21 protein-coding genes are annotated in these 21,689 nt (G+C 70.0%); 6 read left to right on the forward strand and 15 right to left on the reverse strand.

Translation table 11 applies throughout. From position 1 onward, the window contains the following. Positions 1-33 precede the first annotated feature (33 nt). The 3 genes from ACWF82_RS21805 to ACWF82_RS21815 are packed head-to-tail and all read right to left on the reverse strand — an operon-like array spanning position 34 to position 2,738. Positions 34-690: an isochorismatase family protein gene (locus ACWF82_RS21805; RefSeq protein WP_452503765.1), complete on the reverse strand. Its 657-nt coding sequence runs from the start codon at positions 688-690 to the stop codon at positions 34-36. 30 nt (positions 691-720) lie between these two features. Continuing rightward, a complete protein-coding gene (locus ACWF82_RS21810) occupies positions 721-1,869 on the reverse strand; it encodes an isochorismate synthase (protein ID WP_452503767.1) in 1,149 nt (382 codons plus the stop codon). Continuing rightward, the gene (locus ACWF82_RS21815; protein ID WP_452503769.1) at positions 1,866-2,738 is read right to left on the reverse strand and encodes an SDR family oxidoreductase; all 873 of its coding nucleotides are present in this window, start codon (positions 2,736-2,738) and stop codon (positions 1,866-1,868) included. The genes ACWF82_RS21810 and ACWF82_RS21815 overlap by 4 nt, the downstream gene beginning before the upstream one ends. A gap of 87 nt (positions 2,739-2,825) precedes the next feature. On the opposite strand from ACWF82_RS21815, the gene ACWF82_RS21820 reads away from it, so the two are divergent. Further along, on the forward strand, positions 2,826-4,481 hold the full coding sequence (locus ACWF82_RS21820) for a (2,3-dihydroxybenzoyl)adenylate synthase (protein ID WP_452503771.1): 1,656 nt from the start codon (positions 2,826-2,828) through the stop codon (positions 4,479-4,481). Between the two features lie 40 nt (positions 4,482-4,521). Here ACWF82_RS21820 and ACWF82_RS21825 read toward each other — a convergent pair whose 3' ends face one another. From ACWF82_RS21825 to ACWF82_RS21855, 7 genes are all read right to left on the reverse strand, one after another. Beyond that, complete coding sequence (locus ACWF82_RS21825) at positions 4,522-4,737, reverse strand: phosphopantetheine-binding protein (protein ID WP_452503773.1); 216 nt, start codon at positions 4,735-4,737, stop codon at positions 4,522-4,524. 5 nt (positions 4,738-4,742) lie between these two features. Beyond that, positions 4,743-5,582 (reverse strand): siderophore-interacting protein, encoded by an 840-nt coding sequence (locus tag ACWF82_RS21830; protein ID WP_452503775.1) that lies wholly within the window; start codon positions 5,580-5,582, stop codon positions 4,743-4,745. After that, on the reverse strand, positions 5,579-6,805 hold the full coding sequence (gene entS / locus ACWF82_RS21835; RefSeq protein WP_452503777.1) for an enterobactin transporter EntS: 1,227 nt from the start codon (positions 6,803-6,805) through the stop codon (positions 5,579-5,581). Before entS ends, ACWF82_RS21830 begins: the two co-directional genes overlap by 4 nt. After that, a complete protein-coding gene (locus ACWF82_RS21840) occupies positions 6,802-7,815 on the reverse strand; it encodes an ABC transporter substrate-binding protein (RefSeq protein WP_452503778.1) in 1,014 nt (337 codons plus the stop codon). The genes entS and ACWF82_RS21840 overlap by 4 nt, the downstream gene beginning before the upstream one ends. A gap of 27 nt (positions 7,816-7,842) precedes the next feature. Continuing rightward, on the reverse strand, positions 7,843-8,655 hold the full coding sequence (locus tag ACWF82_RS21845) for an ABC transporter ATP-binding protein (protein ID WP_452503780.1): 813 nt from the start codon (positions 8,653-8,655) through the stop codon (positions 7,843-7,845). 10 nt (positions 8,656-8,665) lie between these two features. Next, positions 8,666-9,721 (reverse strand): FecCD family ABC transporter permease, encoded by a 1,056-nt coding sequence (locus ACWF82_RS21850; RefSeq protein ID WP_452503782.1) that lies wholly within the window; start codon positions 9,719-9,721, stop codon positions 8,666-8,668. A 70-nt stretch (positions 9,722-9,791) separates the two neighbouring features. Next, positions 9,792-10,790, reverse strand: a complete 999-nt coding sequence (locus ACWF82_RS21855; RefSeq protein ID WP_452503783.1) for an iron chelate uptake ABC transporter family permease subunit — start codon at positions 10,788-10,790, stop codon at positions 9,792-9,794. 218 nt (positions 10,791-11,008) lie between these two features. Here ACWF82_RS21855 and ACWF82_RS21860 point away from each other — a divergent pair, with 218 nt between their 5' ends. Then, positions 11,009-11,719, forward strand: a complete 711-nt coding sequence (locus tag ACWF82_RS21860; RefSeq protein ID WP_452503785.1) for a hypothetical protein — start codon at positions 11,009-11,011, stop codon at positions 11,717-11,719. A gap of 96 nt (positions 11,720-11,815) precedes the next feature. Here ACWF82_RS21860 and ACWF82_RS21865 read toward each other — a convergent pair whose 3' ends face one another. Further along, entirely contained in the window at positions 11,816-13,393 is a 1,578-nt protein-coding gene (locus ACWF82_RS21865; protein WP_452503787.1) for an MFS transporter, read from the reverse strand. A 109-nt stretch (positions 13,394-13,502) separates the two neighbouring features. Here ACWF82_RS21865 and ACWF82_RS21870 point away from each other — a divergent pair, with 109 nt between their 5' ends. Further along, complete coding sequence (locus tag ACWF82_RS21870) at positions 13,503-14,657, forward strand: DUF5925 domain-containing protein (RefSeq protein WP_452503789.1); 1,155 nt, start codon at positions 13,503-13,505, stop codon at positions 14,655-14,657. On the opposite strand, the gene ACWF82_RS21875 is transcribed toward ACWF82_RS21870, so the two are convergent. Further along, positions 14,658-15,221: a TetR/AcrR family transcriptional regulator gene (locus tag ACWF82_RS21875; RefSeq protein ID WP_452503791.1), complete on the reverse strand. Its 564-nt coding sequence runs from the start codon at positions 15,219-15,221 to the stop codon at positions 14,658-14,660. It lies immediately after the preceding gene. A 105-nt stretch (positions 15,222-15,326) separates the two neighbouring features. Here ACWF82_RS21875 and ACWF82_RS21880 point away from each other — a divergent pair, with 105 nt between their 5' ends. Then, positions 15,327-17,018, forward strand: coding sequence for a nitroreductase family deazaflavin-dependent oxidoreductase (locus tag ACWF82_RS21880; RefSeq protein WP_452503794.1), 1,692 nt, complete (start codon positions 15,327-15,329; stop codon positions 17,016-17,018). Here the strand turns inward: ACWF82_RS21880 and ACWF82_RS21885 are convergent. Continuing rightward, entirely contained in the window at positions 17,008-18,399 is a 1,392-nt protein-coding gene (locus ACWF82_RS21885) for an MFS transporter (protein ID WP_452503795.1), read from the reverse strand. The two genes, ACWF82_RS21880 and ACWF82_RS21885, sit on opposite strands and share 11 nt — an antisense overlap. Positions 18,400-18,507: 108 nt before the next feature. Further along, complete coding sequence (locus ACWF82_RS21890) at positions 18,508-19,353, reverse strand: NAD(P)H-binding protein (RefSeq protein WP_452503796.1); 846 nt, start codon at positions 19,351-19,353, stop codon at positions 18,508-18,510. Positions 19,354-19,433: 80 nt separating this feature from the next. On the opposite strand from ACWF82_RS21890, the gene ACWF82_RS21895 reads away from it, so the two are divergent. Both ACWF82_RS21895 and ACWF82_RS21900 read left to right on the forward strand, forming a co-directional pair. Then, on the forward strand, positions 19,434-20,384 hold the full coding sequence (locus ACWF82_RS21895; RefSeq protein ID WP_452503798.1) for an AraC family transcriptional regulator: 951 nt from the start codon (positions 19,434-19,436) through the stop codon (positions 20,382-20,384). Positions 20,385-20,395: 11 nt separating this feature from the next. Beyond that, a complete protein-coding gene (locus tag ACWF82_RS21900) occupies positions 20,396-20,797 on the forward strand; it encodes an acyl-CoA thioesterase (protein WP_452503882.1) in 402 nt (133 codons plus the stop codon). A gap of 10 nt (positions 20,798-20,807) precedes the next feature. On the opposite strand, the gene ACWF82_RS21905 is transcribed toward ACWF82_RS21900, so the two are convergent. Then, positions 20,808-21,611: an SDR family oxidoreductase gene (locus ACWF82_RS21905; RefSeq protein WP_452503799.1), complete on the reverse strand. Its 804-nt coding sequence runs from the start codon at positions 21,609-21,611 to the stop codon at positions 20,808-20,810. Between the last annotated feature and the right edge of the window lie 78 nt (positions 21,612-21,689).

Raw genomic sequence — 21,689 nt, forward strand, 5'->3', positions numbered from 1 at the left:
CGGCGAGCGGAGTCGCCGGTGACGCGGGTCCGGTCAGGCGTCCGCTTCGATCCGGGCCGTGTTCAGCTGGCGCAGCAGATCTTCGGTGCCGGTGACGGCACCGCATCGCCGGGCGACATAGTTCAGCGCCATCACGTGTTCGTCGCGGCTGAAATCCGCGGTGGCGTCGTGGACGAGGAAGGGGCGCACGTCGCCCATGAACGCCTCGGCGGCACTGAGCATGCAGCCCATGTGGGTGTAGACGCCGGTGATCAGGAGCTGATCACGCTGGTAGTAGCCGAGCAGTTCGCGCAGGTCGGTGCGCTGGAACGCCGAGTAGCGCCACTTGGTGACCTGGATGTCCTGCGGTTCGGGGGCGATCGCGTTGACGACCTTGGTGTCCTCGCCCTCGGCCATCCCGCTGCCCCAGAAGTCGGCGAGGATGCCGCGCCGGGACGGGTGCTGATTGCCCGGCTGCATCGTGTAGATCACCGGGATGTCGAGCTCGTGGCAGCGATCCCGCAGCCGGGCGATGTTCGCGATCAGGGTGCGGGCGGGATCGCGATTCATGTCGTAGGCGTCGAGGAAGTACTGCTGCATGTCGTGGATCAGCAGCGCGCAGCGCCCGGGTTCGGCGGTCCAGTCCACCTGGTCGGCGGTGAACTCGTCGGCGCCGGGCATCGGATACGGGGCGATCGGGGGGATAGGCATGACGATCTCTCGTTCGGGTGGAAGTCGGTGTCAGCCGACGGTGACGGGCAGATCCGCGATACCGAGCGGACCGAGGATGCGCTGGAATTTGCCGGTGGTCTCGGCCAATTCGGCGGCCGGATCGGACGCGGCGACGATCCCGCCGCCCGCGTGGGCGAGCAGCGTGGTGCCGTCCCCGGACAGCTCGGCGCAGCGGATGCTCACCATCCACTCGCCGTTACCGTCGGCATCGCACCAGCCGACCGCGCCCGCGTAGAAGCCGCGCTCGCCTTCGAGTTCGGCGATCAGGCCCGCCGCGGCGCCGGTCGGCGTGCCGCAGATCGCGGGGGTGGGGTGCAGCGCGACCGCGAGTTCCAGCGCGGTCGGCCCGGCCAGCGGCACGGTCGCCGAGATCGGGGTGCCGAGATGCCACATCGCCGGCGTCGAGGTGAGTTCCGGTGCGGGCGTGTCGACTTCGGCACACCGGTCGCTCAGGACGGCGGCGACCTGGTCGACGACGTAGCGGTGTTCGGCGTGGTCCTTGGCCGAGGTGAGCAGGGCGTCGGCGGCACCGCGGTCCGCCTCGGGGTCGTCGAGAATGCGGCGGGCCGAGCCGGCCAGCGGATGGCTCAGCACCTCGTTGCCGGTGCGGCGCACCAGGATCTCCGGACTGGAGCCGACGAGATGGCGACCGGGATATCGCCCACCGGCGGCGGAGAGGTCGACCAGGAAACCGTTCGACAGCGGGTCGGAGGCGACCATCAGGTCCAGGATGTCGAGCGCCCGGACCGGCGTCGCCGAGACAGCGCGAAGTGCCCTGGCCAGCACGACTTTACGCACCGGATGCGCCGGACTGCCGAGCAGCCCGACGGCCGTGGCGACGCGGCGCTGGTGTTCCTCCGGGGCGGGCACGGCTTCGTCGATCTCGAACCGGGGCACCCTGACATGCGGCCGGGGCAGGTGCGGCGAATCGGTGACGGTGACCGAATCCGGCGCCCACAGCGCCGTCGGCGCGCCGGGGGTGAAGGGCAGTGCGCCGACGATGTGGCTGATCCGCCCACTGCGCAGCGCGGTTACCGCGTCGTGCGCCGAACGGAAAGTCGTCCCGCCCGCGGACGCGGACACGGTCCGCTGCGGACGGGACAGGACAAAGGCGGGGTCTGAACTGTCGGTACTGATGGTGATCACCCTTTCGGTCACATATCTAGCGTTGCGCCACCGTCGACCCGCAGGTCATGCATGGTGATGTGGCGGGCGCCGTCGGACGCCAGGAAGTGGACGGCCGACGCGATGTCGGCGGGAGCGGCGATGCGGCGCAACGGGATTCCGAGCCGGTAGGCGGCGGGATCGCCGTCGAGCAGCGCGGTCTCGGCGGCATCGTCGAGTGGTGTGCCGCCGAACATGTCGCGCAGCATGGCCGTGTCGGTGGAACCGGGGGACACCAGATTGACCCGCACACCCATCGGTGCCACCTGCAGGGCCAGCGATCGGGTGAACGCGGTGGCGGCGGCCTTGGCGGCGCCGTAGGCGGCCATGCCGACCCGGGGTGTGGCCGCGGCGTTGGAGGAGACCACGACGATGGATCCGCGTCCCGCGGCGGCCATCTCGGTGGCGGCGCGCTGGGTGACGAGCATGGTTCCGGTGGCGTTCACGGTGAGACAGCGGGTCCAGTCCGCCGGGCCGAGCTCGAGTGGGGTACCGCCGACCATGACGCCCGCGGCGTGCACCAGCACCTCGACGGTGCCGTGCTCGGCGGTGAGCCGGTCGAAGGCCGCGCGCACGGCGTCGGCGTCGGTGATGTCGACGGTGACGCCGTGGACCGCGGCACCGCGATCGGATACTGTTGCCGCCCTGGCACTTCCGGCGCCGCGGTGGGTGGCATCATCGAGCAGGCCGGAGTGCGCCGGTGTCGCGGCGATGGCCGCGGCGGTCTCGTGCACCGCCGGATCGAGGTCCCACAGTGAGACCACGCGGTCCTCGGCCGCGAATCGCGCGGCGATCGCGGCTCCGATACCCCCGGCCGCGCCGGTGACGACGACGATCCGCGCACAGGAATCACCATTAGACATGAGGTTAGCCTAACCTGAATCTGCCGTCGGTTGGTTAGCTTCCCTCAGAACCTCCGACCGCCACACCGCAATGCCCGCTGGAAAGAGGTGCTCGACTTGACCGAACCCGTACTGCCCGGCTTCACCCCGTGGCCCGCTGACCTGGCGCAACGCTACCGAGGCGAGAACCTTTGGGCAGGTGAGACATTCGGCGACGTGCTCGCCGCGCGCGCCACCGTCGCTCCGGATCGGATCGCGGTCATCGACACCGTCAACAGCTGGACCTACGCCGAACTCCACCACCGGTCGCGCTCGCTCGCCACCGGCCTGGCCCGCCTCGGGATCACCCGGGGCGACCGGGTGCTGGTGCAGCTGCCCAACCGCGCCGAATTCGTCGAGGTGATCTTCGCGCTGTTCGAACTCGGCGCGCTGCCGGTGTTCTGCCTGCCCGCGCACCGCGCCGCCGAGCTGGTCCCGATCGCCGAGGCCGCCGCCGCGACCGCCATGATCACCAGCGCGACCCATCAGCGCTTCGACTACGCCGCCCTGGCCGAGTCGGTGCGCGCCGAGGTGCCCAGCCTGCGGCACGTCCTGCTCGTCCTCGACGAGGGACAGACGGCGCCGGACGGCACCCGTGACATCGGCGAATTCCGTGACGAGCCGACGGATCTGCCGGGACCGAAGTCCGACGACGTCGCGTTCCTGCAACTGTCCGGCGGCAGCACCGGCATCCCGAAGCTCATCGCCCGCACCCACGACGACTACCTCTACAGCGTGCGCCGCAGCGCCGAGATCTGCGAACTCGACAGCGGCACGGTCTATCTCGCGACACTGCCGGTCGCGCACAACTTCCCGATGAGCTCGCCGGGCATTCTCGGCGCGCTGTGGGCCGGTGGCGCGGTGGCGATGACGCCCGATCCGACGCCCGCGACGACCTTCCCCCTGATCGAGCGGTTCGGCGTCACCATCACCGGCCTGGTGCCGCCCTTGGCGCGGCTGTGGACCGAGCGCGCGGAAGCGGGTGAGACGCCCGATCTGTCCAGTCTGCGGGTGCTCCAGGTGGGTGGCGCGCGCTGCCAGGACGAACTGGCCCGCCGGATCGGGCCCGCGCTCGGTGTCACCCTGCAGCAGGTGTTCGGGATGGCCGAGGGGCTGGTCTGCTACACCCGGCTCGACGATCCGATCGACGTGGTGGTGAGTACCCAGGGGCGGCCGATGTCGGAGTTCGACCAGATCGCGGTGGTCGACGACAACGGCGCCGAGGTGGCGCCGGGCGCGCAAGGCAATCTGATCACCCAGGGCCCGTACACGATTCGCGGCTACTACGACAATCCCGAGGCCGATGCCCGCAGCTTCACCGCCGACGGCTGGTACCGCACCGGCGATATCGTCTCGGTGCGGCCCGACGGCAATCTGGTGGTCGCGGGCCGGGCCGGTGACTGGGTGAACCGCGGCGGGGAGAAGGTGTCGGCCGAGGAGCTCGAGGCACATCTGCTCGAGCACCCCGACGTGCGCGACGCGGTGATCGTCGGCACCCCCGATCCCGTTCTCGGCCAGCGCATCTGCGCGTTCGTCCAGCCTGTCGACCCGGCGCAGCGGCCCACCCTGACGGCGGTGCGCTCGTTCGTGCGCGGGCGCGGGGTCGCGGCCTGGAAGATGCCCGATTCGGTGGTCGTTGTCGAACAGTTCCCCGAGACCGGTGTCGGCAAGACCAGCCGCAAGGAGCTGCGGCAGTTGCTGGCCGAGGGCGCGCACGGGAACTGAACCCGCCAGGGGTGGCGTGCCGGGCACGCCACCCCGTGGCTCAGGCCAGCAGTTCGATCCAGGATCCGAGGACGGGATCGCCTGCGAGCGTGGGGAAGTCGATGTCCTCATGGCCAGCCGACCGCCATTTCTCCACCAGCGACATGATGCGCACCGAATCGAGCCCGGCATCGAGCAGATCGGTCTGGGCGGTCAGTTCGGCCGGGTCGACACCCAGCGCGGTCGCCACGTCACCGATCACCTGTTCGTCGGTCATGTCTGTCATTCCTCTCGATCGAAATCGGCCACGCCGCGCTTCCAGTACCCGGCGATGAGTGAGTCCTTGGGGCCGATGCCAAGGTCGTTGCGGATGATCTTGCGGACCCCGCGCAGGCAGCCCGCCTCGCCCGCCACCCACGCGTAGACGCGATGTCCGGCGGGCACTTCCACCTCGCGCACGGCCTGCTCGAGGATGTCGCTGGTGCCCGGCTCCAGCTCGCCGCGATGCAGCCAGCGCACCTGGACACCCGCGGGCCCGTCCAGCGGGATCTCCTCGTCGGGCCCGGCCACCTCGATCAACGCCCAGCCGGTGGTGTCGCGCGGCATGCGCTCGAGCCAGCGGGCGATGGCGGGCACTGCGGTGATGTCACCGGCGAGCAGATAGGCGTCGTAGGTCTCCGGGATGGCGACGCCGCCGGGCGGACCGGCGATGTGCACCTTGGTGCCCGGGGTGACCGAGGCGGCCCAGTCGGAGGCGAGGCCGCCGGGATGGATGACGAAATCGATGTCGAGTTCGCCGTCTTCGACGCTGTGGCGGCGCACGGTGTACTCGCGCGAGATCGGTCGCGGGTTACCCCACTCGAGCATCGTGCCCTCGAGCTTGGGCAGCCGCAGCACCCCGTCCTCGCCCGGGAAGATCAGGCGCACATGCTCATCCGGTACGTAGCTGTGGAACTTCGCGATGTCCGGGCCGCCGAAGGTGATCCGCCGCAGCGCCGCGCCGACGGGCGCGACCCGCAACACCTCCACTTCCTGGAGGCCGATCGGGTAGGGCACCTTGGCGTAGTGGTCCCCGGCGAGCACCTCGGCGATGTTCGCGAGGTAGGCAGTGCGATCCTTCACCGTTGTTCCTTTCTGTGCAGCGGCCCGGCGACGAGCGCCATCAGACCGGTGAGTACCAGGACAGCGACGCCGTAGAGCACGAGCGCGCGTCCGGGATCGAACATCTGGCCGACGACACCGGCCACCATCGAGCCGACCGCGGTACCGGCGACCGACTGCACCATCAGCAGACCCGACATGCGCCCACGCATGTGGTCGGGCGTCGCCTGCTGCAGCATCGCGTAGCGCAGCACCATGTTCACCGCCCTGGCCAGGCCGAACCCGGCCAGTCCGAGGAACACCAGCGCCGCGTGCGACCACAGCCCGGCCGCGATCACGCCGATCGGCATCAGCGCCAGCGTGAGCAGCAGTGCCCGTCCGGTATTGACGCGCGACATCCAGCCGCTGGTGAGCGTGCCGAGCACCGCACCGGCACCGGGCGCCGCGTAGAGCAGGCCGAGAGTGCCCGCGCCCGCGCCGAGTTCGACATCGGCGAAGGCGGGCAGCAGCACCAGCGGTCCGCTGACGAGCATCCCGATCAGGCCGGTCAGCAGGATGAGCCGGATCGATTCGTGCCGCACCGCGAAGGAGATGCCCGCCGCCAGCTCGCGCACCGGGTTCTCCAGGTCACGCTCCGGCGGCGGCGAAGGCCCGATCGCGGTGATCAACCCGACGGTCGCGGTGGTCGCGAGGGCACAGAGGAAATAGGCCGTGGCCACACCGGTTTTCGCGACGAGCAGACCGGCGATCGCCGGGGTGAGCATCGTGCCGAGGTCGGTGGTCAGCGAGACAAGCGCGCCGGCGGCCGCCACCTTCTCCCGGCCGACCAGCACCGGGACCATGGCCATCAGCGCCGAACCGCTCACCCCGCCCGCGAGGCCGTCGATGACGGAGGCGAGATAGATGGCGGACAGGAACGGATCCGGCAGCACGGCGTTCACCCCGAGCAGCAGGAATCCGACGCCCGCGGCACTGCGCGACCATTGGATCACCGTGCGGCGGTCGTACCGGTCGGCGACCACACCGCCGGCGAGACTGCCGAGGAACAGGGCCGCCGCGGTCGTGGTGGCGACCCCGGCGACCTGCACACTGGATCCGGTCAGCTCGTAGACCTGCAGCGGCAGGGCCACCATGAGCAGCCCGATGCCGAGCACCGACACCAGCCGCGCCGCGAACGCGCACCGGAACGGGCGCGAGGCCCGCAGCGGGCTGAGGTCGATGAGCAGTCCCCCTCGAGCGGTCACTTGAAGCGTTCCACGAGCAGATCGAGGGTGGTCATGACGGTGCGGTAGTCGGGTCGCGAGCTGGTGGCCGGCAGTTCGAAGACCTTGTTCCCCACGAACGCGGGCAGTGTGGCGTACATCGGGTCGGCGCGCAGTTCCTCGAGCGAACGGCCGCCGCTGAGCGGGATGGTGAACAGCACGGGCGCGTCGATCACCGTGTTCAGCAGTTCGGGACTGAAGCTGATGAAGTCGGCGCTCTGCTCCTTGGCTGGGTTACCCGCCTTGGCCTCCACCGCCGTGTCCAGGGTGAAACCGACCTCGGAGAGCAGGGTGGGCAGCGCGGCGCCCGGCACGAAGAGGGTCGGCTTCTGGCTCTTGATCGACTGCATGACCGCGGTCGCGCCGGCTGGCGCCTTGATCTTGCTCTTGGCCTCGGCCAGCTTGGCCTGGTAGTTCGCGATCAGGGTGTCGACCTTGGCAGGCTTGTTGACCGTGGCGGCGATGAAGCGCAGCTGGTCCTGCCAGTAGGTGGTCTCGGTCGGCAACAGCACGGTCGGGGCGATGGCGCTGAGCTGGTCGTAGGCATTGACCGACTGCTGGCCCGGGTAGCCCTGGCCGCCGCCGATGATCAGATCGGGGCGCTGGGCGGCGATGAACTCGAGGTTGATGTTCTCGCCGGACGGCACGGCCTGCGTGCCCTGCTTCTTCGCGTCCTCGGCCCAGCCGGTGGGGAACTCGCCCGGCTTGTTCGGGACACCGAGCAGGCGCGGATCGGCCGCGACGACCGTGGCCTCGAGGTCGTAGAGATAGCCGGCCAGATTGCCGTTGAGCACGACGACGCGCTGCGGGTCGGCGGGCACCTTGACGGGGCCCTTCGCCGACGGCACTTCACGCGGGCCCGCGTCGGCGGCGTCGGAGGACGAGTTACCGCACGCGGTGAGCATCGCGACCAGCGCGAGAACCAGGAGCGCGAGGACAGCGCGGAGACGGCCCGATAAGTGGTTGCTGAACATGGACGGGGAATTCCTCATTTCTTGCGATGGTGGCGCAGCGCCGGCTCAGTGGACCTGCGCGGCGTTCTCCGCCAGTGGAATCACCAGTGGCGTACCGGTTTCCGGGTCGTCGACGATGCGGCACCGCAGCGAGAACACCTCGCGGACCAGCTCCGCGGTCACGATCTCGGCGGGCAGCCCGGAGGCGACGACCCGCCCGTCGCGCATGGCGATCAGGTGGTCGGCGTAGCGGAAGGCATGGTTGAGGTCGTGCAGTACCGCGACGACCGTGCGTCCCGAATCGCGATTGAGCGAGCGGCACAGATCCAGCAGCTGGATCTGGTAGGCGATATCGAGATAGGTGGTCGGTTCGTCGAGCAGGATGATGGGCGTCTGCTGGGCGAGCACCATCGAGATCCACACCCGCTGCCGCTGACCACCCGACAGTTCCTCGACCGGACGCGCCGACAACTCGGCGACGCCGGTGGCTTCCATCGCCGCCGCGACCGCCTCCTCGTCGGTGCGCGACCACTGTCGCAGCAGCGTCTGATGCGGATAGCGCCCGCGCGCGACGAGATCCGCGACGCGGATGCCGTCGGGCGCGGTCGAAGTCTGCGGCAGCAGGCCGACCTGGCGGGCCAATTCCTTGGCCGGATAGTCGGTCACCGGCTTGTCGTCGAGCAGCACCGTGCCGGATTCGGGGGCGAGCAGCCGGGCCAGCGCGCGCAGCAGCGTCGACTTGCCGCAGGCGTTCGGGCCGATGATCACGGTGAACTTGCCGTCCGGGATGTCAACGGAGAGTTGATCACTGATCGTGCGGCCCTTGTAACCGAGCCGGACCTGGTCGGCGCGCAACCGCGCGGCGTGAGAGTCGTTCATTTCGCTTTCCCTATTTCCGTCGCGCTTCGGCGACGAGCAGATACGCCAGGTACAGGCCGCCGACCGAGCCGGTGACGATGCCGACCGGGATGGTGGTCGGCGCGAAGGCGTGCTGGGCGATCCAGTCGCAGGTGATCAGCAAGGTCGCGCCCATCGCCGCGGCGGGGAGCAGCGCGATCGACGGGGTGCGGGTGAGCTTGCGCGCCAGGTGCGGCGCGGCCAGCGCGACGAAGGCGATCGGCCCGGCGACAGCCGTTGCCAGCGAGGTGAATCCGACGCTGAGCGCGATCAGCCAGCCGGTCGCCTTGCTCGCGTCGAGGCCGAGTGCGCGCGCGGTGTCGTCACCGAGTTCGAGGATCTGCAGGCGGGGCGCGGCCGGGATCAGCGCCAGCGCCAGCACGGCCAGGATGATCATCGTCGGTGCGACCTGTGGCCACGACAGTCCGTTGAGCGAGCCCGCGCCCCAGGCCGCGGCCGACATCGCCGCGTCCAGGTCGGCACGCATGATCAGCCAGGTGTTGACCGAGGCGAGCATGGCGCTCACGCCGATGCCGACGATGATCAGCCGGAAGCCGGTCACGTTGTGCCGGAAGGCAAGCAGGTGGATCACCAGGGCGGCGCCGAGGCCACCGATCATCGCGCCCGCCGCGGTCTGGAAGCTGCCGCCGCCGATGATCAGGATGACCAGCAGCGCACCGGTGTAGGCGCCGGTGCTGAACCCGATGATGTCGGGGCTGCCCAGCGGATTCCGGGTGACCGACTGCAGGATCGCACCGCTGACGCCGAGCGCCGCGCCGAGCGCCAGCGCCATCAGGATGCGTGGCAGCCGCCAGTCCCACACCACCAGCCGGTCGAACCGCTCGTCGCCGATGAACAGCGCGCGAAGCACGCGCGGCGCCGGAATCGGGAAATCGCCGCTGCCGAGGGCGAATACGGCGGTGACGAGGGCGATCGCGAGCAGGATCGCGCACACCACCACGGTGCGCACGCCGATCCTGGTGGTCAGACCGAGGCGCCGCGGGCGCACAACGAGCATGCCGCGCCCGAAATCAATCTTGGTACTCATGCTGTATCCATTCGGCATGCTCGGGCGCCCTGCGTGGTTACGCGAGCTGCCTCCTCCGGGCGCTGACCGCTCATGCCGTGGCTCCCACTCGCGAACGGCGGGCCAGCCAGATCAGCATCGGCGCGCCGAGGAACGCGGTGACCAAGCCGGCGGGCACCTCGTCGGGACGAATGATGATGCGGCCCAGCACATCCGCGGTGAGGACCAGCAGCGGCGCGAGCACCAGCGAGTACGCGAAGATCCAGCGCTGATCGGGACCGACCAGCCAGCGGGCGATGTGTGGCACCGCGAGACCGACGAAGGCGATCGGGCCGACGGCCGCGGTCGCGGTGCCGCACAGCAGCACCAGCGCGAGTGCGGTGAGCAGCCGCGTTCGGGTGACGTGCACGCCGAGCGACCGGGCCAGATCGTCGCCGAGGGCAACGGCATTGAGCGAGCGCGCGCAGACCGCGGCGATCAGCAGTCCGGCCACGATGAACGGCGCGGCGCCCGCGATGATGTCGAACCCGCGGCCGGTGAGCGAACCGGCGTCCCAGCGCCGCATCTCGTCGAAAGCCTTGGGGTCGAGCAGGATCAGGCCGCGGGTGAGTCCGCCGAGCACGGCGGTGGCGGCGACCCCGGCCAGGGTCAGGCGGATCGGATCGGTGCCGGCGTGGCCCGCGGTGCCGAGCCGGTACACGACCACCGAGACAAGCGCGGCGCCGGCGAAACCGAACCAGACGTAGGATGTGATCTCGCTCACGCCAAGCACTCCCACCGCGACCGTGATCGCGAAGGCCGCGCCCGCGTTGACACCCAGCAATCCGGGGTCGGCGAGCGGGTTTCGGGTGAGGCCCTGCATCAGGCAACCCGCGATACCGAGCGCCAGTCCGGCGAGCAGTCCGAGAACCGTTCGCGGCAGCCGGTATTCGGTGACGGTGACGTGGTCGGGTGTGGTCACGGGGCCGGTCAGTGCCGCCCAGACCTCGCCGGCTGGAATCGATTTCGTGCCGACCAGCAGGCTCAGCAAACAGGCCGCGATCAGCAACGCGACCGTCAGCAACCAGCCGCACCAGCGCGGACTTCTCATCAGGGGAATCTCTCTCACGTCGAACTACGCCACTTGGGAGGTTAGCCTAAGAAAGGGTTACATAGGTAAGCCTTGCCTGATCGCTGGTGAGATCACCTAAGAGTTAGCTAAGGCAAGGTCTTGATAGGTGAGCCTTACCTGGCTATGGTCACGGTTCGTTCGGTCCGCAGTTTCTGCGCCGCGCAGCTCACCACGAGGAACACGAAAGGTTCACCCCCGTGAAAATCACCAAGTTCGCCCTGCTGGCTTCGACCGTCAGCGTTGCCCTCGGCATCGCGGCAGGCACTGCCCACGCGGAGCCCGCCGCGGACCCGAACGCCCCGATCAACTACACCGCGACCACCACCGGGGATGCCACCATCATCGGCACCGACTCGGGCTCGATGGTTGTCGAGGACGGTGTGTTCAAGGTCAAGGCGGCCGACGGCACCACCGTCGCCGGCACCGAACTGTCGTTCCGCGTGGACGAATTCGTCTTCCCGATCGCCGCCGAGATCTCTGGCCGCAGCGCCACCCTGACCCCGAAGTTCGACCTCGCGCACGCCACCTACAAGCCGGTCGCGCTGCCCTACGAGGACAAGGCGCCCTGGAAGTCCGAGTACGACCGTGAGGTCGCGGCGTGGGGCCGGATGACCGGCACCATCTCGCTGGGCGCCAGCATCGGCGCCCTGGTCGGCGGCATCGGCGGCGCGGCTGTCGGTTGCGTGCTCGGCGGCGTGCTCGGCGCCGGTGTCGCCGCGGCGTCCATCGCCGGCCTGTTCGGTCCGTTCATCCCCGCCGCCCTGGTCGGTTGCATCGGCGGCGCGCTGATCGCCGGTCCGGTCGGCACCCTCGCCGGCCAGATCTTCATCGCCGCCCCGGTCGCGATCCTCGCTGCGGCGCAGTACTTCACCACCATCAACTCGCCGATGCCGACGCCTGCCAAGTAGGCCGCGCCAGCCTTCTCGTGGAGGGGACAACTCGACGAGATGACGAATCCCGCCCGATCCTTATCGGGCGGGATTTCGCCGTGTTCGAACCGTTTGTCAGTGAGTGTCGGCGTCGACGGTGGGTGTCTTCTCGTTCGGGGCGGGGATATGGCGCAGCAGGACCATCACCAGGGCGGCCGCGACGGCGGTGAGGCCGATGGCGACGAACGAATTCACCTGGAGTGCATGGGTGTATGCCTGGCGGGCGATTGTGCTGAGTTCGGCGCCCAGTGCTTCGGGCAGTGCGGCGGCGACGTGTAGCGCGCCTGCCAGGGTGTCTTCGGCGGCGTGGGTGACTTCCGCGGGGAGGCCGTCGGGCAGGGCTTCGGCCATCTGGCCGCGGTAGACGGCGGTGCCGATGCTGCCGATGACGGCGACGCCAAGGGCGGCCGAGAGTTCCTGGCCGGTTTCGGAGATCGCCGAGGCCGCACCGGCTCTGGCCGGGTCGACCGCGCCGACGATCAGGTCGAGGCCGAGGACGAACATCGGGCTGAGGCCGAGGGAGAAGACCACCATGCCGGTGACGATCAGGGCGAGGTCGTCGGCGCCGGAGAGCTGGGTGAAGATCGCGTAGCCCGCCATGGCGATCACCAGGCCGACCGTCATCAGATACGCGGGGCGCACCCGGGGCGCCAGCGCGCTCACCACGCCGGCGGCAACGACCATCGCCGCGGCTTGCGGCACGGTCCACAGTCCGGCTTCGAACGCCGACAGGCCGAGCACCAGCTGGAGATACTGGGCAAGCAGCAGGAACAGCCCGCCCATGGCCAGCATGGCGACCATCAGCGCGACCAGCGATCCGCTGAATCGCACATTGCCGAACAGCCGCAGGTCGATCAGCGGATCGGTGAGCCGTTGCTGGCGCAGCACGAACACCGTGCCGAGCACGAAACCGGCCACCAGCACGGCGACGGCATCGATCGCCCAGCCGTCCTTGGCGAGTTCCTTGATGCCGTAGATGACGGCCATCACCGACAGCAGCGACAGCAGCGCACTGAGGATATCGAGCTTGCCCGGGTTCGGGTCCTTGTATTCGGGCAGCAGGATCGGACCGCTCGCCAGCAGCAGCACCATCGCCGGCACCGCGACCAGGAACACCGAGCCCCACCAGAAGTTCTCCAGCATCGCGCCGCCGACCAGCGGTCCGATCACCATGCCGATCATGAAGCTGGTCATCCACACGCTGATCGCGGTGGTGCGCTGGCGGTCGTCGTGGAACATGTTGCGGATGAGCGCCAGCGTCGACGGCATCAGCGTCGCGCCCGCGATGCCGAGCAGCGCGCGCGTGCCGATCAGCATGCTCGCGCTGGTGGAGTACGCGGCGACGATCGAGGCGACACCGAAGGCGAGCGCGCCGATCATCAGCAGCTTGCGCCTGCCGATCCGGTCACCGAGAGTGCCCATGGTGATGAGGAATCCGGCGACCAGGAAGCCGTAGATGTCCAGGATCCACAGCAGCTGTGAGCTGCTCGGCTGCAATGCCTCGCTGATGTGCGGGATCGCCAGGTAGAGGACGCTGAGGTCCATCGAGATCAGCAGGGTCGGCAGCGCGAGCACCGCCAGCCCGATCCACTCCTTGAGCCCGGCCGTCCCGGTAGGTTCGCCGGTGGCCTTGTCGCTCTGTGTGGACGTCACCGTACCGACGTTACCGACGGATCGACGGCACGTGCCAGGCATTTTTCGGCGTCGCGGTCGGTGCGCGGACGCAGAAGTCATTGGACATTACCGGGCAGGTCCCACGAGGATGGGCGCGGTGTCCACACGTAACGAACAGCTCAGGCTCGTCGAACCGCCGCGTCAGCCGGAGGATCCGGGTGAGCGTTTTCCGTGGTCGGCGGCCATCGATTCCACCTACTCCACCCGCGACGCCATCGACGCGCTGGCGCTCGCGCCGTTCCTGCGCGGCGACCAGTCCTTCGCCCGCCAGGCCCACCTGGACAGGGTGCGGCCCGACGCGCCGCTGCGGCCCGCCGACTCGCGGATCGTGCGCTCGGTGGCCGACGACGACAGCAGCGCGCTGCTCGCCGAAGGCGAGGGCTGGTCGCTGCGGGCGGTGCGCTGGGCGGGCGGCTCGGCCACCGTCGAGGTGACCGCCGTCAGCGACGAACTCGCCGTCGACGTGCTGGCGAGGGCAACGGCCGAAGCCGTGCAGCCGCCGGGCGCCGGTTCCACCGTGGAGATGGGGTTCTGGCACATGGATGTCCGGCGGCCGCTGCGCAGGCGCCGCCAGATCAGCGCGCCGGCCTGGTCGGAGATCCGCGACAACTACGCCGCGGCGGTGTCGGCGAGCATGGACCGGCTGATGGCGCTCGAGGTCGCCGAGATCAGGGGCAGGCTGGTGCTGTTGCACGGCGAGCCCGGCACCGGCAAGACCACCGCGCTGCGTGCGCTGGCGCGGGCGTGGTCGTCGTGGTGTCAGGTCGACTGCGTCGTCGATCCGGAGGAACTGTTCAGCAATCCCGGCTATCTCATGGAGGTGGCCGCCGGCGCCGACGGTGACGACGGCAGCCGCTGGCGCCTGCTGGTGCTGGAGGACTGCGACGAGCTCATCCGTGGCGAGGCGAAAGAAGCTGCGGGACAGAAGCTCTCGCGACTGCTCAACCTCACCGACGGCATGCTCGGCCAGGGCCGCAATGTGCTGATCGCGGTCACCACCAACGAGGATCTGTCCCGGCTGCACCCCGCGGTGGTGCGGCCCGGCCGCTGCCTGGCCCAGATCGAGGTCGGCCGGTTGTCGGCGCCCGAGGCGCGGGAGTGGCTGGCCGCGCAGGACTGCTCCCCGGGCGAGTCGATCGGCAGGGAGGGCGCGACGCTGGCCGAACTGGTCGCCCGCCGCGACGGCGAGATCCAGATCCAGTCGGTTGCCAGGGACGCGACCGAGGTCGGCATGTACCTGTGATCACGCCGGGATGTGCGCCTTGACCAGCTCGGTGAGGTGACGGCCGACGCGGTCCAGCGGCTCGGTGCTGTGCTTGGCGAGCGACATCACCACCGCGCCCTCGATCGTGGCGATGACCGTCGTCGCCAGGGAGCGGGCGGTGTCGGGCGCGATATTCTCCGCGCGCAGCCGCGCTTCCAGCGCCTGCTCCCAGTCGTCGAACGCCTCGCCCGCGGCGTCGGCGGCCGCTGGTGACGCCGAGCGCCCGAGCGCGGCGGCCACGACCGGGCAGCCGTCGAGGAAATCGCTGGACTCGACGACCTGTTTCCACGCCTCGGCGAAGGCGGCGATGGTCTGCTCCGGTTTGGCGTTCTTGCTGAAGGTCTCGATCAGCGTCGTCATCGCCCGGCCGGCGACCCGGGTGGCCTCGGTGATCAGCTCGGATTTGCCGCCGGGGAAGTTCAGGTAGATCGTCCGGCGGGAGAGCCCGCTGTGGTCGAGCAGCTGCGCGACGCCGGTCCCGGTCACGCCGTTGCGGCGCACCAGGTCGATCGCGCTCTGCACGAGTCCGTCGCGTGCTGCCATCGGCGTCCTTTCGGTCGGTTCGATTGAAGTATACCGATCGGTGTACTACCGTCGGGTAGGTACACCGATCGGTGTACTCGACGCGATCCGCGGAGGAGCCGACCGATGACAGCCCTGAGCGATCAGCTCGCCCTGCCCTGCGGCCAAGTGCTGCCCAACCGGCTGATGAAGGCCGCGCTGAGCGAGGGCCTCGGCACCGCGGCCGGCGCGCCGGACGAACGCCTCGAGCGGCTCTACCGCCGGTGGGGCACCGGCGGTTTCGGTCTGGTTGTCACCGGCAATGTGATGGTCGACCACGACCATCTCGGCGAGCCTGGCAATGTCGTCATCGCCGACGAACGCCACCTCGACGACCTGTCGAACTGGGCGCGGACCGCCAAGTCCGGCGGCGCCCGGCTCTGGATGCAGATCAATCACCCTGGCAGACAGGCGAATCCGCTCGCGACCCGGTCCCAGCCGGTGGCGCCGTCGGCGATCGGCCTCGGCCTGCCCGGCATCCCGGCGCCGCGCGCGCTCACCGACGCCGAGATCGTCGACATCGTCGGCCGCTTCGCCACCACAGCGCGGATCGCGGAGCGCGCCGGCTTCGACGGCGTGCAGATCCACGGCGCCCACGGCTATCTGGTCTCCCAGTTCCTCTCGCCGCTGGCCAACCAGCGCGACGACCGCTGGGGCGGCGATCCGGACCGGCGGGCGCGTTTCGTGCTCGAGGTGGTGCGCGCCATCAGGGCCGAGGTGTCGCCGTCGTTCGCCGTCGCGATCAAGCTCAACTCCGCGGACTTCCAGCGCGGCGGCTTCACCGAGGACGAGTCGCGCGCTGTGGTGCGGCGGCTCGCCGCCGAACGACTCGATCTGATCGAGATCAGCGGTGGCAGTTACGAATCGCCCGCGATGATGGGCAGGCCGGTCGCCCGGTCGGCGAGCACCGTCGCGCGCGAGGCGTATTTCCTCGAGTACGCCCAGTCGGTGCGGGCGGCCGCCGGGTCGGTGCCGCTGGCCGTCACCGGCGGGTTCCGGTCCCGCGTGGCCATGGTCGACGCGGTCGAGTCGGGGGAGTGCGATGTGGTCGGCCTCGGCCGTCCCAGCGCCGTCGCCCCCGGCGCGGCCGGTGACATCCTGCACCGCCGCACCGAGCGGCTGCATTCGCCGAGCATCTCGCTCGGACTGCCGGCGCGGGTGTCGACACTGCCCAATGTCAAGAGCCTCGAGGGCGCGCTCGACCTGCAGTGGCACACCGACCAGCTGCACCGCATCGGCGCGGGCGCCGACCCCGATCCCGAGCGCACGCCGTGGCTCACCGCGGCGGCCATGCTGAAGCACCACGGTGTCGACGCGTTCCGGAGTAGGAGGGGTTCGACCGTGCCGAAGGATCCGACGCTGCGCAAGTTCGAAGTCGAACGCGCGGTCGGGCGCTATCTCGCCAATCCGGCGGTTCGCGCGCTGAGCCGGCTCGGCATCCGCACCACGTTCGCGACCGAGCTGGAGACGACCGGCCGCAAATCCGGGCTGGTCAGGACGGTCCCGGTGTCGGTGGCCTTCGACGAGACCGGCGCGTGGGTGATCAGCCAGCACGGGACCAGGTCGGGCTGGGCGGCCAATATCGGCGCCGAGCCGAAAGTCCGGGTGCGCCAAGGCGATCGGTGGCGGAGCGGAATCGCGGAGCTGCGCCCGGCCGACGACGTCGTCGCGCGGGCCCGCAGCTTCGCCCCCAACCCGGTGCTCGCCGGGCTGACGGCGGCGACATTCCGCGCGTTGCAGAGCACGCCGGTCTCGGTCCGGATCACCTTCACCGACTGACGACCTTCGCCGCGGCCGCGCAGGCCAGGGTGAGCACCAGCGGAACGGCCAGCGCCGCGGTGAGCGGGATGACGGCGGTCAGCCACCCGATCACCGCGGGGCCGGCCAGCAGCCCCAGATAGCCGATGGTGAACACCCTGGACATGTCGGTGGCGGCGGTCGTTCCACCGAGATTGCCCGCGGCGGTGAAGATCTGGGGAACCCCACCGGCGAGACCGAGGCCGCACATCGCCCAGCCGACGAGGGTGAGCGGCAGCCACGGTGACGCGATGACAACGCCGAGCCCCGCGGCGGCGAGCAGACTGCCGAACCGCAGGATGGCGACCGCCCCGATCGCCCCGCTGACCCGGTCGGCGAGGAACCGGCCGAGCGTCATGGTGGCGGAGAAGGCGCCGAACGCGAGCGCGGCGTCGGATTCGGACGCGCCGAGATGCTCCCGGACCTGCAAGGCGCTCCAATCGCCTGCCACGCCCTCGGCGAGCAGCAGGACGAAGGCGACGATGCCGAGCGAGACCACCTTGCGTGTCCGCTCATGGTCGCCGTGGCGCGTCTTCGACAGTTCCTCGCTCGCCAGTGGGGACGGCTCGGCGGCGTTGTCGCGGGAGGCTCGCGAACCGTCGTCGCGCCGTTCGGCGAAGTCGGCCGGACCTTGGTCGACCCGGATGGCATCGGTGTGGTCGTGGCCGCCACCCTGCGTGCGGACGGGTCCGTCGGTGTCGCCCCTCAGCGGATCCCGAGGCGCGCCTTCCGTCTCGAGCTCTGTCAGGACCGCGTCGTAATGCTCGGGCCGAGAACCAGTTTCGGGGTGGTGGGTCCGAATCAGGTGGGGGACGAGCACCGCGGTGACGACGAGTCCGGCGATGCCGGCGCAGGTCAGGGTCAGCTGCGGTGACCAGCCCGCGCGCTGGGTGGCGGCGCCGGCCAGCGCACCGGCGAAGCCGCCGCCGGAGAACATGGCGTGGAAGGCCGACATGATCGGGCGGTGGTAGGCGCGTTCGACGTGCACCGCCTGGGTGTTCATCGAGACGTCGAGCGCGCCGTTGCCGAGACCGAAACAGGCCAGCGCGATCGCCAGGGTGACCGGATCGGTCGCCAGTGCTGGGCCGATCACCGTCACCGAGATCGTGGTGGCGGCCAGGGCGACGAGCGTCCGGCTGCCGAACCGGTCGGCCGCCGGACCCGCGAGCCGCATGCCGATGAGCGCGGCCCCGGCCAGCAGCAACACGAACATCCCGAGCAGCGAGGACGACACCCCGGCCCGGTCGGTGATCGCCGGAATGTGTACCACCCACATGGCCAGCAGGAACCCGTTGAGCGTGAACGCGGCGAACACCGCGGCCCTGGCCAACCGAAGGTCGCGGTCGATCGTCGCTGGGGTCACCAATTCGACGGTACCGGCACCGGACCCACTGCACACCGAACCGGGATCACCACGCTCCGGTGACGGTCGGCTCGCGCGCGAGGCCGCCATCGGAGCGTGGTGATCCGATCACGCCCGGGGTGTCCACGCCCCGGTCGCCGCGACCTCCTTCACGTACTCGCCGAAGTCCCGCGGTGCGCGGCCGAGCGCGCGCCGCACACCGTCGGTGGTCGCGGTGTTGCGGCCGTCGAGGATGGTGCCGAACAGGTAGTCGAGCAGGCTGATCACCTCGCCGGGCAGCTGGTATTCGGTCAGTGCCGCAACGAATTCCGGGCGCGAGACCGGGATGAAGGCGATCTCGCGGCCGGTGGCCATGGCGATCTCGCCCACCGCCTCGGCGAAGGTCAGCGCCCGCGCACCGGTGATCTCGTAGATCTCGCCCGCGTGGCGCGGGTCGGTGAGCGCGGCCGCGGCCACCTCGGCGATGTCGTCGGCGTGCGCGAACGGTTCGGGCACATCACCGTTGGGCAGGGCGACCGCGCCGGCCAGCACGTCGCCGAGGAAGGCGCCCTCGCTGAAGTTCTGGGCGAAGAAGCTGCACCGCACGACGGTCCAGGCCAGGCCCGAATCCTGCACGAGCTGTTCGCATTCCAGCGCTTCGGGCTCACCGCGACCGGACAGCAGCACCACCGAGCGCGCGCCCGCTGCCTTGGCGGCCGCGGTGAACGCGCGGATGATGTCGGGTGCGCCGGGCACGGCCAGATCGGGCTGGAAGGCCAGGTAGACGGAGTCGACACCGGCCAGCGCGGGACCCCAGGTGGCTCGGTCGGTCCAGTCGAACGGGATCGGGGCGGTGCGCGAGCCGAGCCGGATCGGGTGACCCGCGGCCTCGAGGAGAGCGGCGACGCGGCTGCCGGTCTTGCCCGTGCCGCCGGTGATGAGGGAAAGCTGCTGGTGAGAAGCGGTGTTTGTCATGAGATAAGTACATCGGTCCACGGCCTCGGGCGACATCGTCGTGCCGCTCGCGAACATGCGCCGTCGTCTACGGTGGATGTGTGGATGCGTTAGCCGGATTGCTCGAAGGTCCGCGTGCCCGCGGTGCGTTCCTGATGTGCTCGCTGCTGAACCCGCCGTGGTCGCTGCGGATCCAGGACGAGGCGCCGCTGACGGTGCTCGCGATGATCCGTGGAAAGGCCTGGGTCAGTACAGATTCCGCGCCACCGCGGCAGCTCGGTGCGGGCGATGTCGCGATATTCCGTGGCCCGCAGCCGTATACGGTGGCCGACGATCCGGCGACCGAACCGCAGATCGTGATCCAGCCGGGTCAGGTCACCACCACGCCCGACGGCGAGATCCTTTGCGAGACATTGAGTCTCGGCGTCCGGCAGTGGGGCACCGATCCTGACGGCGAGACGCTGATGGTCACCGGCACCTACGAATCGGCGGGCGCGGTGAGCCGGCGGTTGTTGCGTGCGCTGCCGCGGGTCGCGGTCCTGCCGCGCGGCGACCTCGACACCCGTCTGCTCGATCTGCTCGTCGACGAGGCGACCAAGGACCTGCCCGCGCAGACCGTGGTCCTGGACCGCCTGCTCGACCTGCTGCTCATCGCCGCCCTGCGCGCCTGGTTCGCCCGCGACGACGCCCCCGCCTGGTACCACGCCTACAGCGATCCGCTGGTCGGCAAGGCCCTGCGCCTGCTCCAGCACAATCCGGCGCATGCATGGACGGTGGTCGCGCTGGCCGAGGCGGTCGGCATGTCAAGGGCCGCGCTGGCCCGCCGGTTCACCGAGCTGGTCGGCGAACCCCCGATGACGTTCCTGACCGAATGGCGGCTGTCGCTGGCCGCCGACCTGCTCGCCGAATCCGATGCCACGGTCGAGGCCATCGCCCGCCAGGTCGGCTACGGCAGCGCCTTCGCCCTCAGCACCGCGTTCAAACGGCACTTCGGGGTGAGCCCACGCGACCACCGGCAGGGGAATGTCGCTGCGCTATCGTCAGCCGGGTGAGCTATCCCGTCATGTGGCCGATGCCGACCAGGTGGGCCGACAACGACCAGTACGGCCACGTGAACAACGTGACCTACTACTCCTACTTCGACACCGCGGTGAACGCCTGGCTGATGCGGGCCACCGGCATGGACATCACCGCGCTGCCAGCGCTCGGCGTCGTCGCCCAGACCTCGTGCCGCTTCCAGGGTTCGGTCAGCTTCCCCGACCAGCTCCAGGTCGGGCTGCGCATCGCCCGCCTCGGGAACTCGAGCATCACCTACGATCTGGCGATCTTCAAGGAGACCGAGGCGGGTCTCGAACTCGCCGCGACCGGCGATTTCGTCCACGTCTACGTCGATGCCGAGACCCGCAAGCCGGTGGCGATCCCCGAGGTGGTCCGGACGGCGGCGGCCGAACTCGTCACCGGCTAGCGAGCGGCTCTCACCCGCGCAGCATCGCCTGGAACCGGCGCATTCCGGCAAGCCAGCGGTCGTAGTCGGCGCCCTTGTTCCGGTACATCTGCAACACCTCCTGGTGCGGCAGGATCAGGAAGTGTTCGGCGGCCATCGCCTCGACCACGGTGTCGGCGACCTCCTCGGGCGAGAGGACCGCGCCCGCGGTCGTGACCGCCTTGATCGCGAGCGCCGCCGCCTCCGGTGAGCCGGGAATCAGATCACCGCTGAGCAATCTCGTGTCCACACCCATCGGGCACAGGCAGCTCACCCGAACGCCCTTGTCGCCGTAGGTGACCGCGAGCCATTCGGCGAAACCGACGGCCGCGTGCTTGGTCACCGAGTAGGGCGCCGAACCGATCTGAGTGAGCAGCCCTGCCGCGGACGCGGTAGACACGAAGTAGCCGCCGCCGCGCTCCACCCAGCCGGGGACGAGCAGTTTCGCGGCGCGCACGTGCGCCATCACGTTCACATCGATGGCGGCTGCCCACTGGTCCTCGGTGCTGTCCAGCCCGGGCCCGCCACCGATTCCCGCGTTCGCGAAGTACAGATCGACCGGACCGAACGCACTCTCGGCGGCCTCGATCAACGCGGCGACCACCTGCTCGGCGCCGACATCACCCCCGACCGCGACCGCGCTGTCGCCCAGTTCACCGGCGACTTTCGCGGCGGTGTCCGGGTCGAGATCGGCGACCACCACCCGCGCTCCACCAGCGACGAGACGGTGGGCGAGCGCGGCGCCGATACCCGCCCCAGCACCGGTGACGATGGCGACTTTTCCTGCTATCTCCATGGCCGCACCCTAACGGCGACCAAGTCGCGTCGCACCCGCCCGGTGTGCCGACGCCGAGCCGCCGAGCCGGCGTGCTGA

This window comes from Nocardia sp. NPDC055053 (assembly GCF_053608285.1).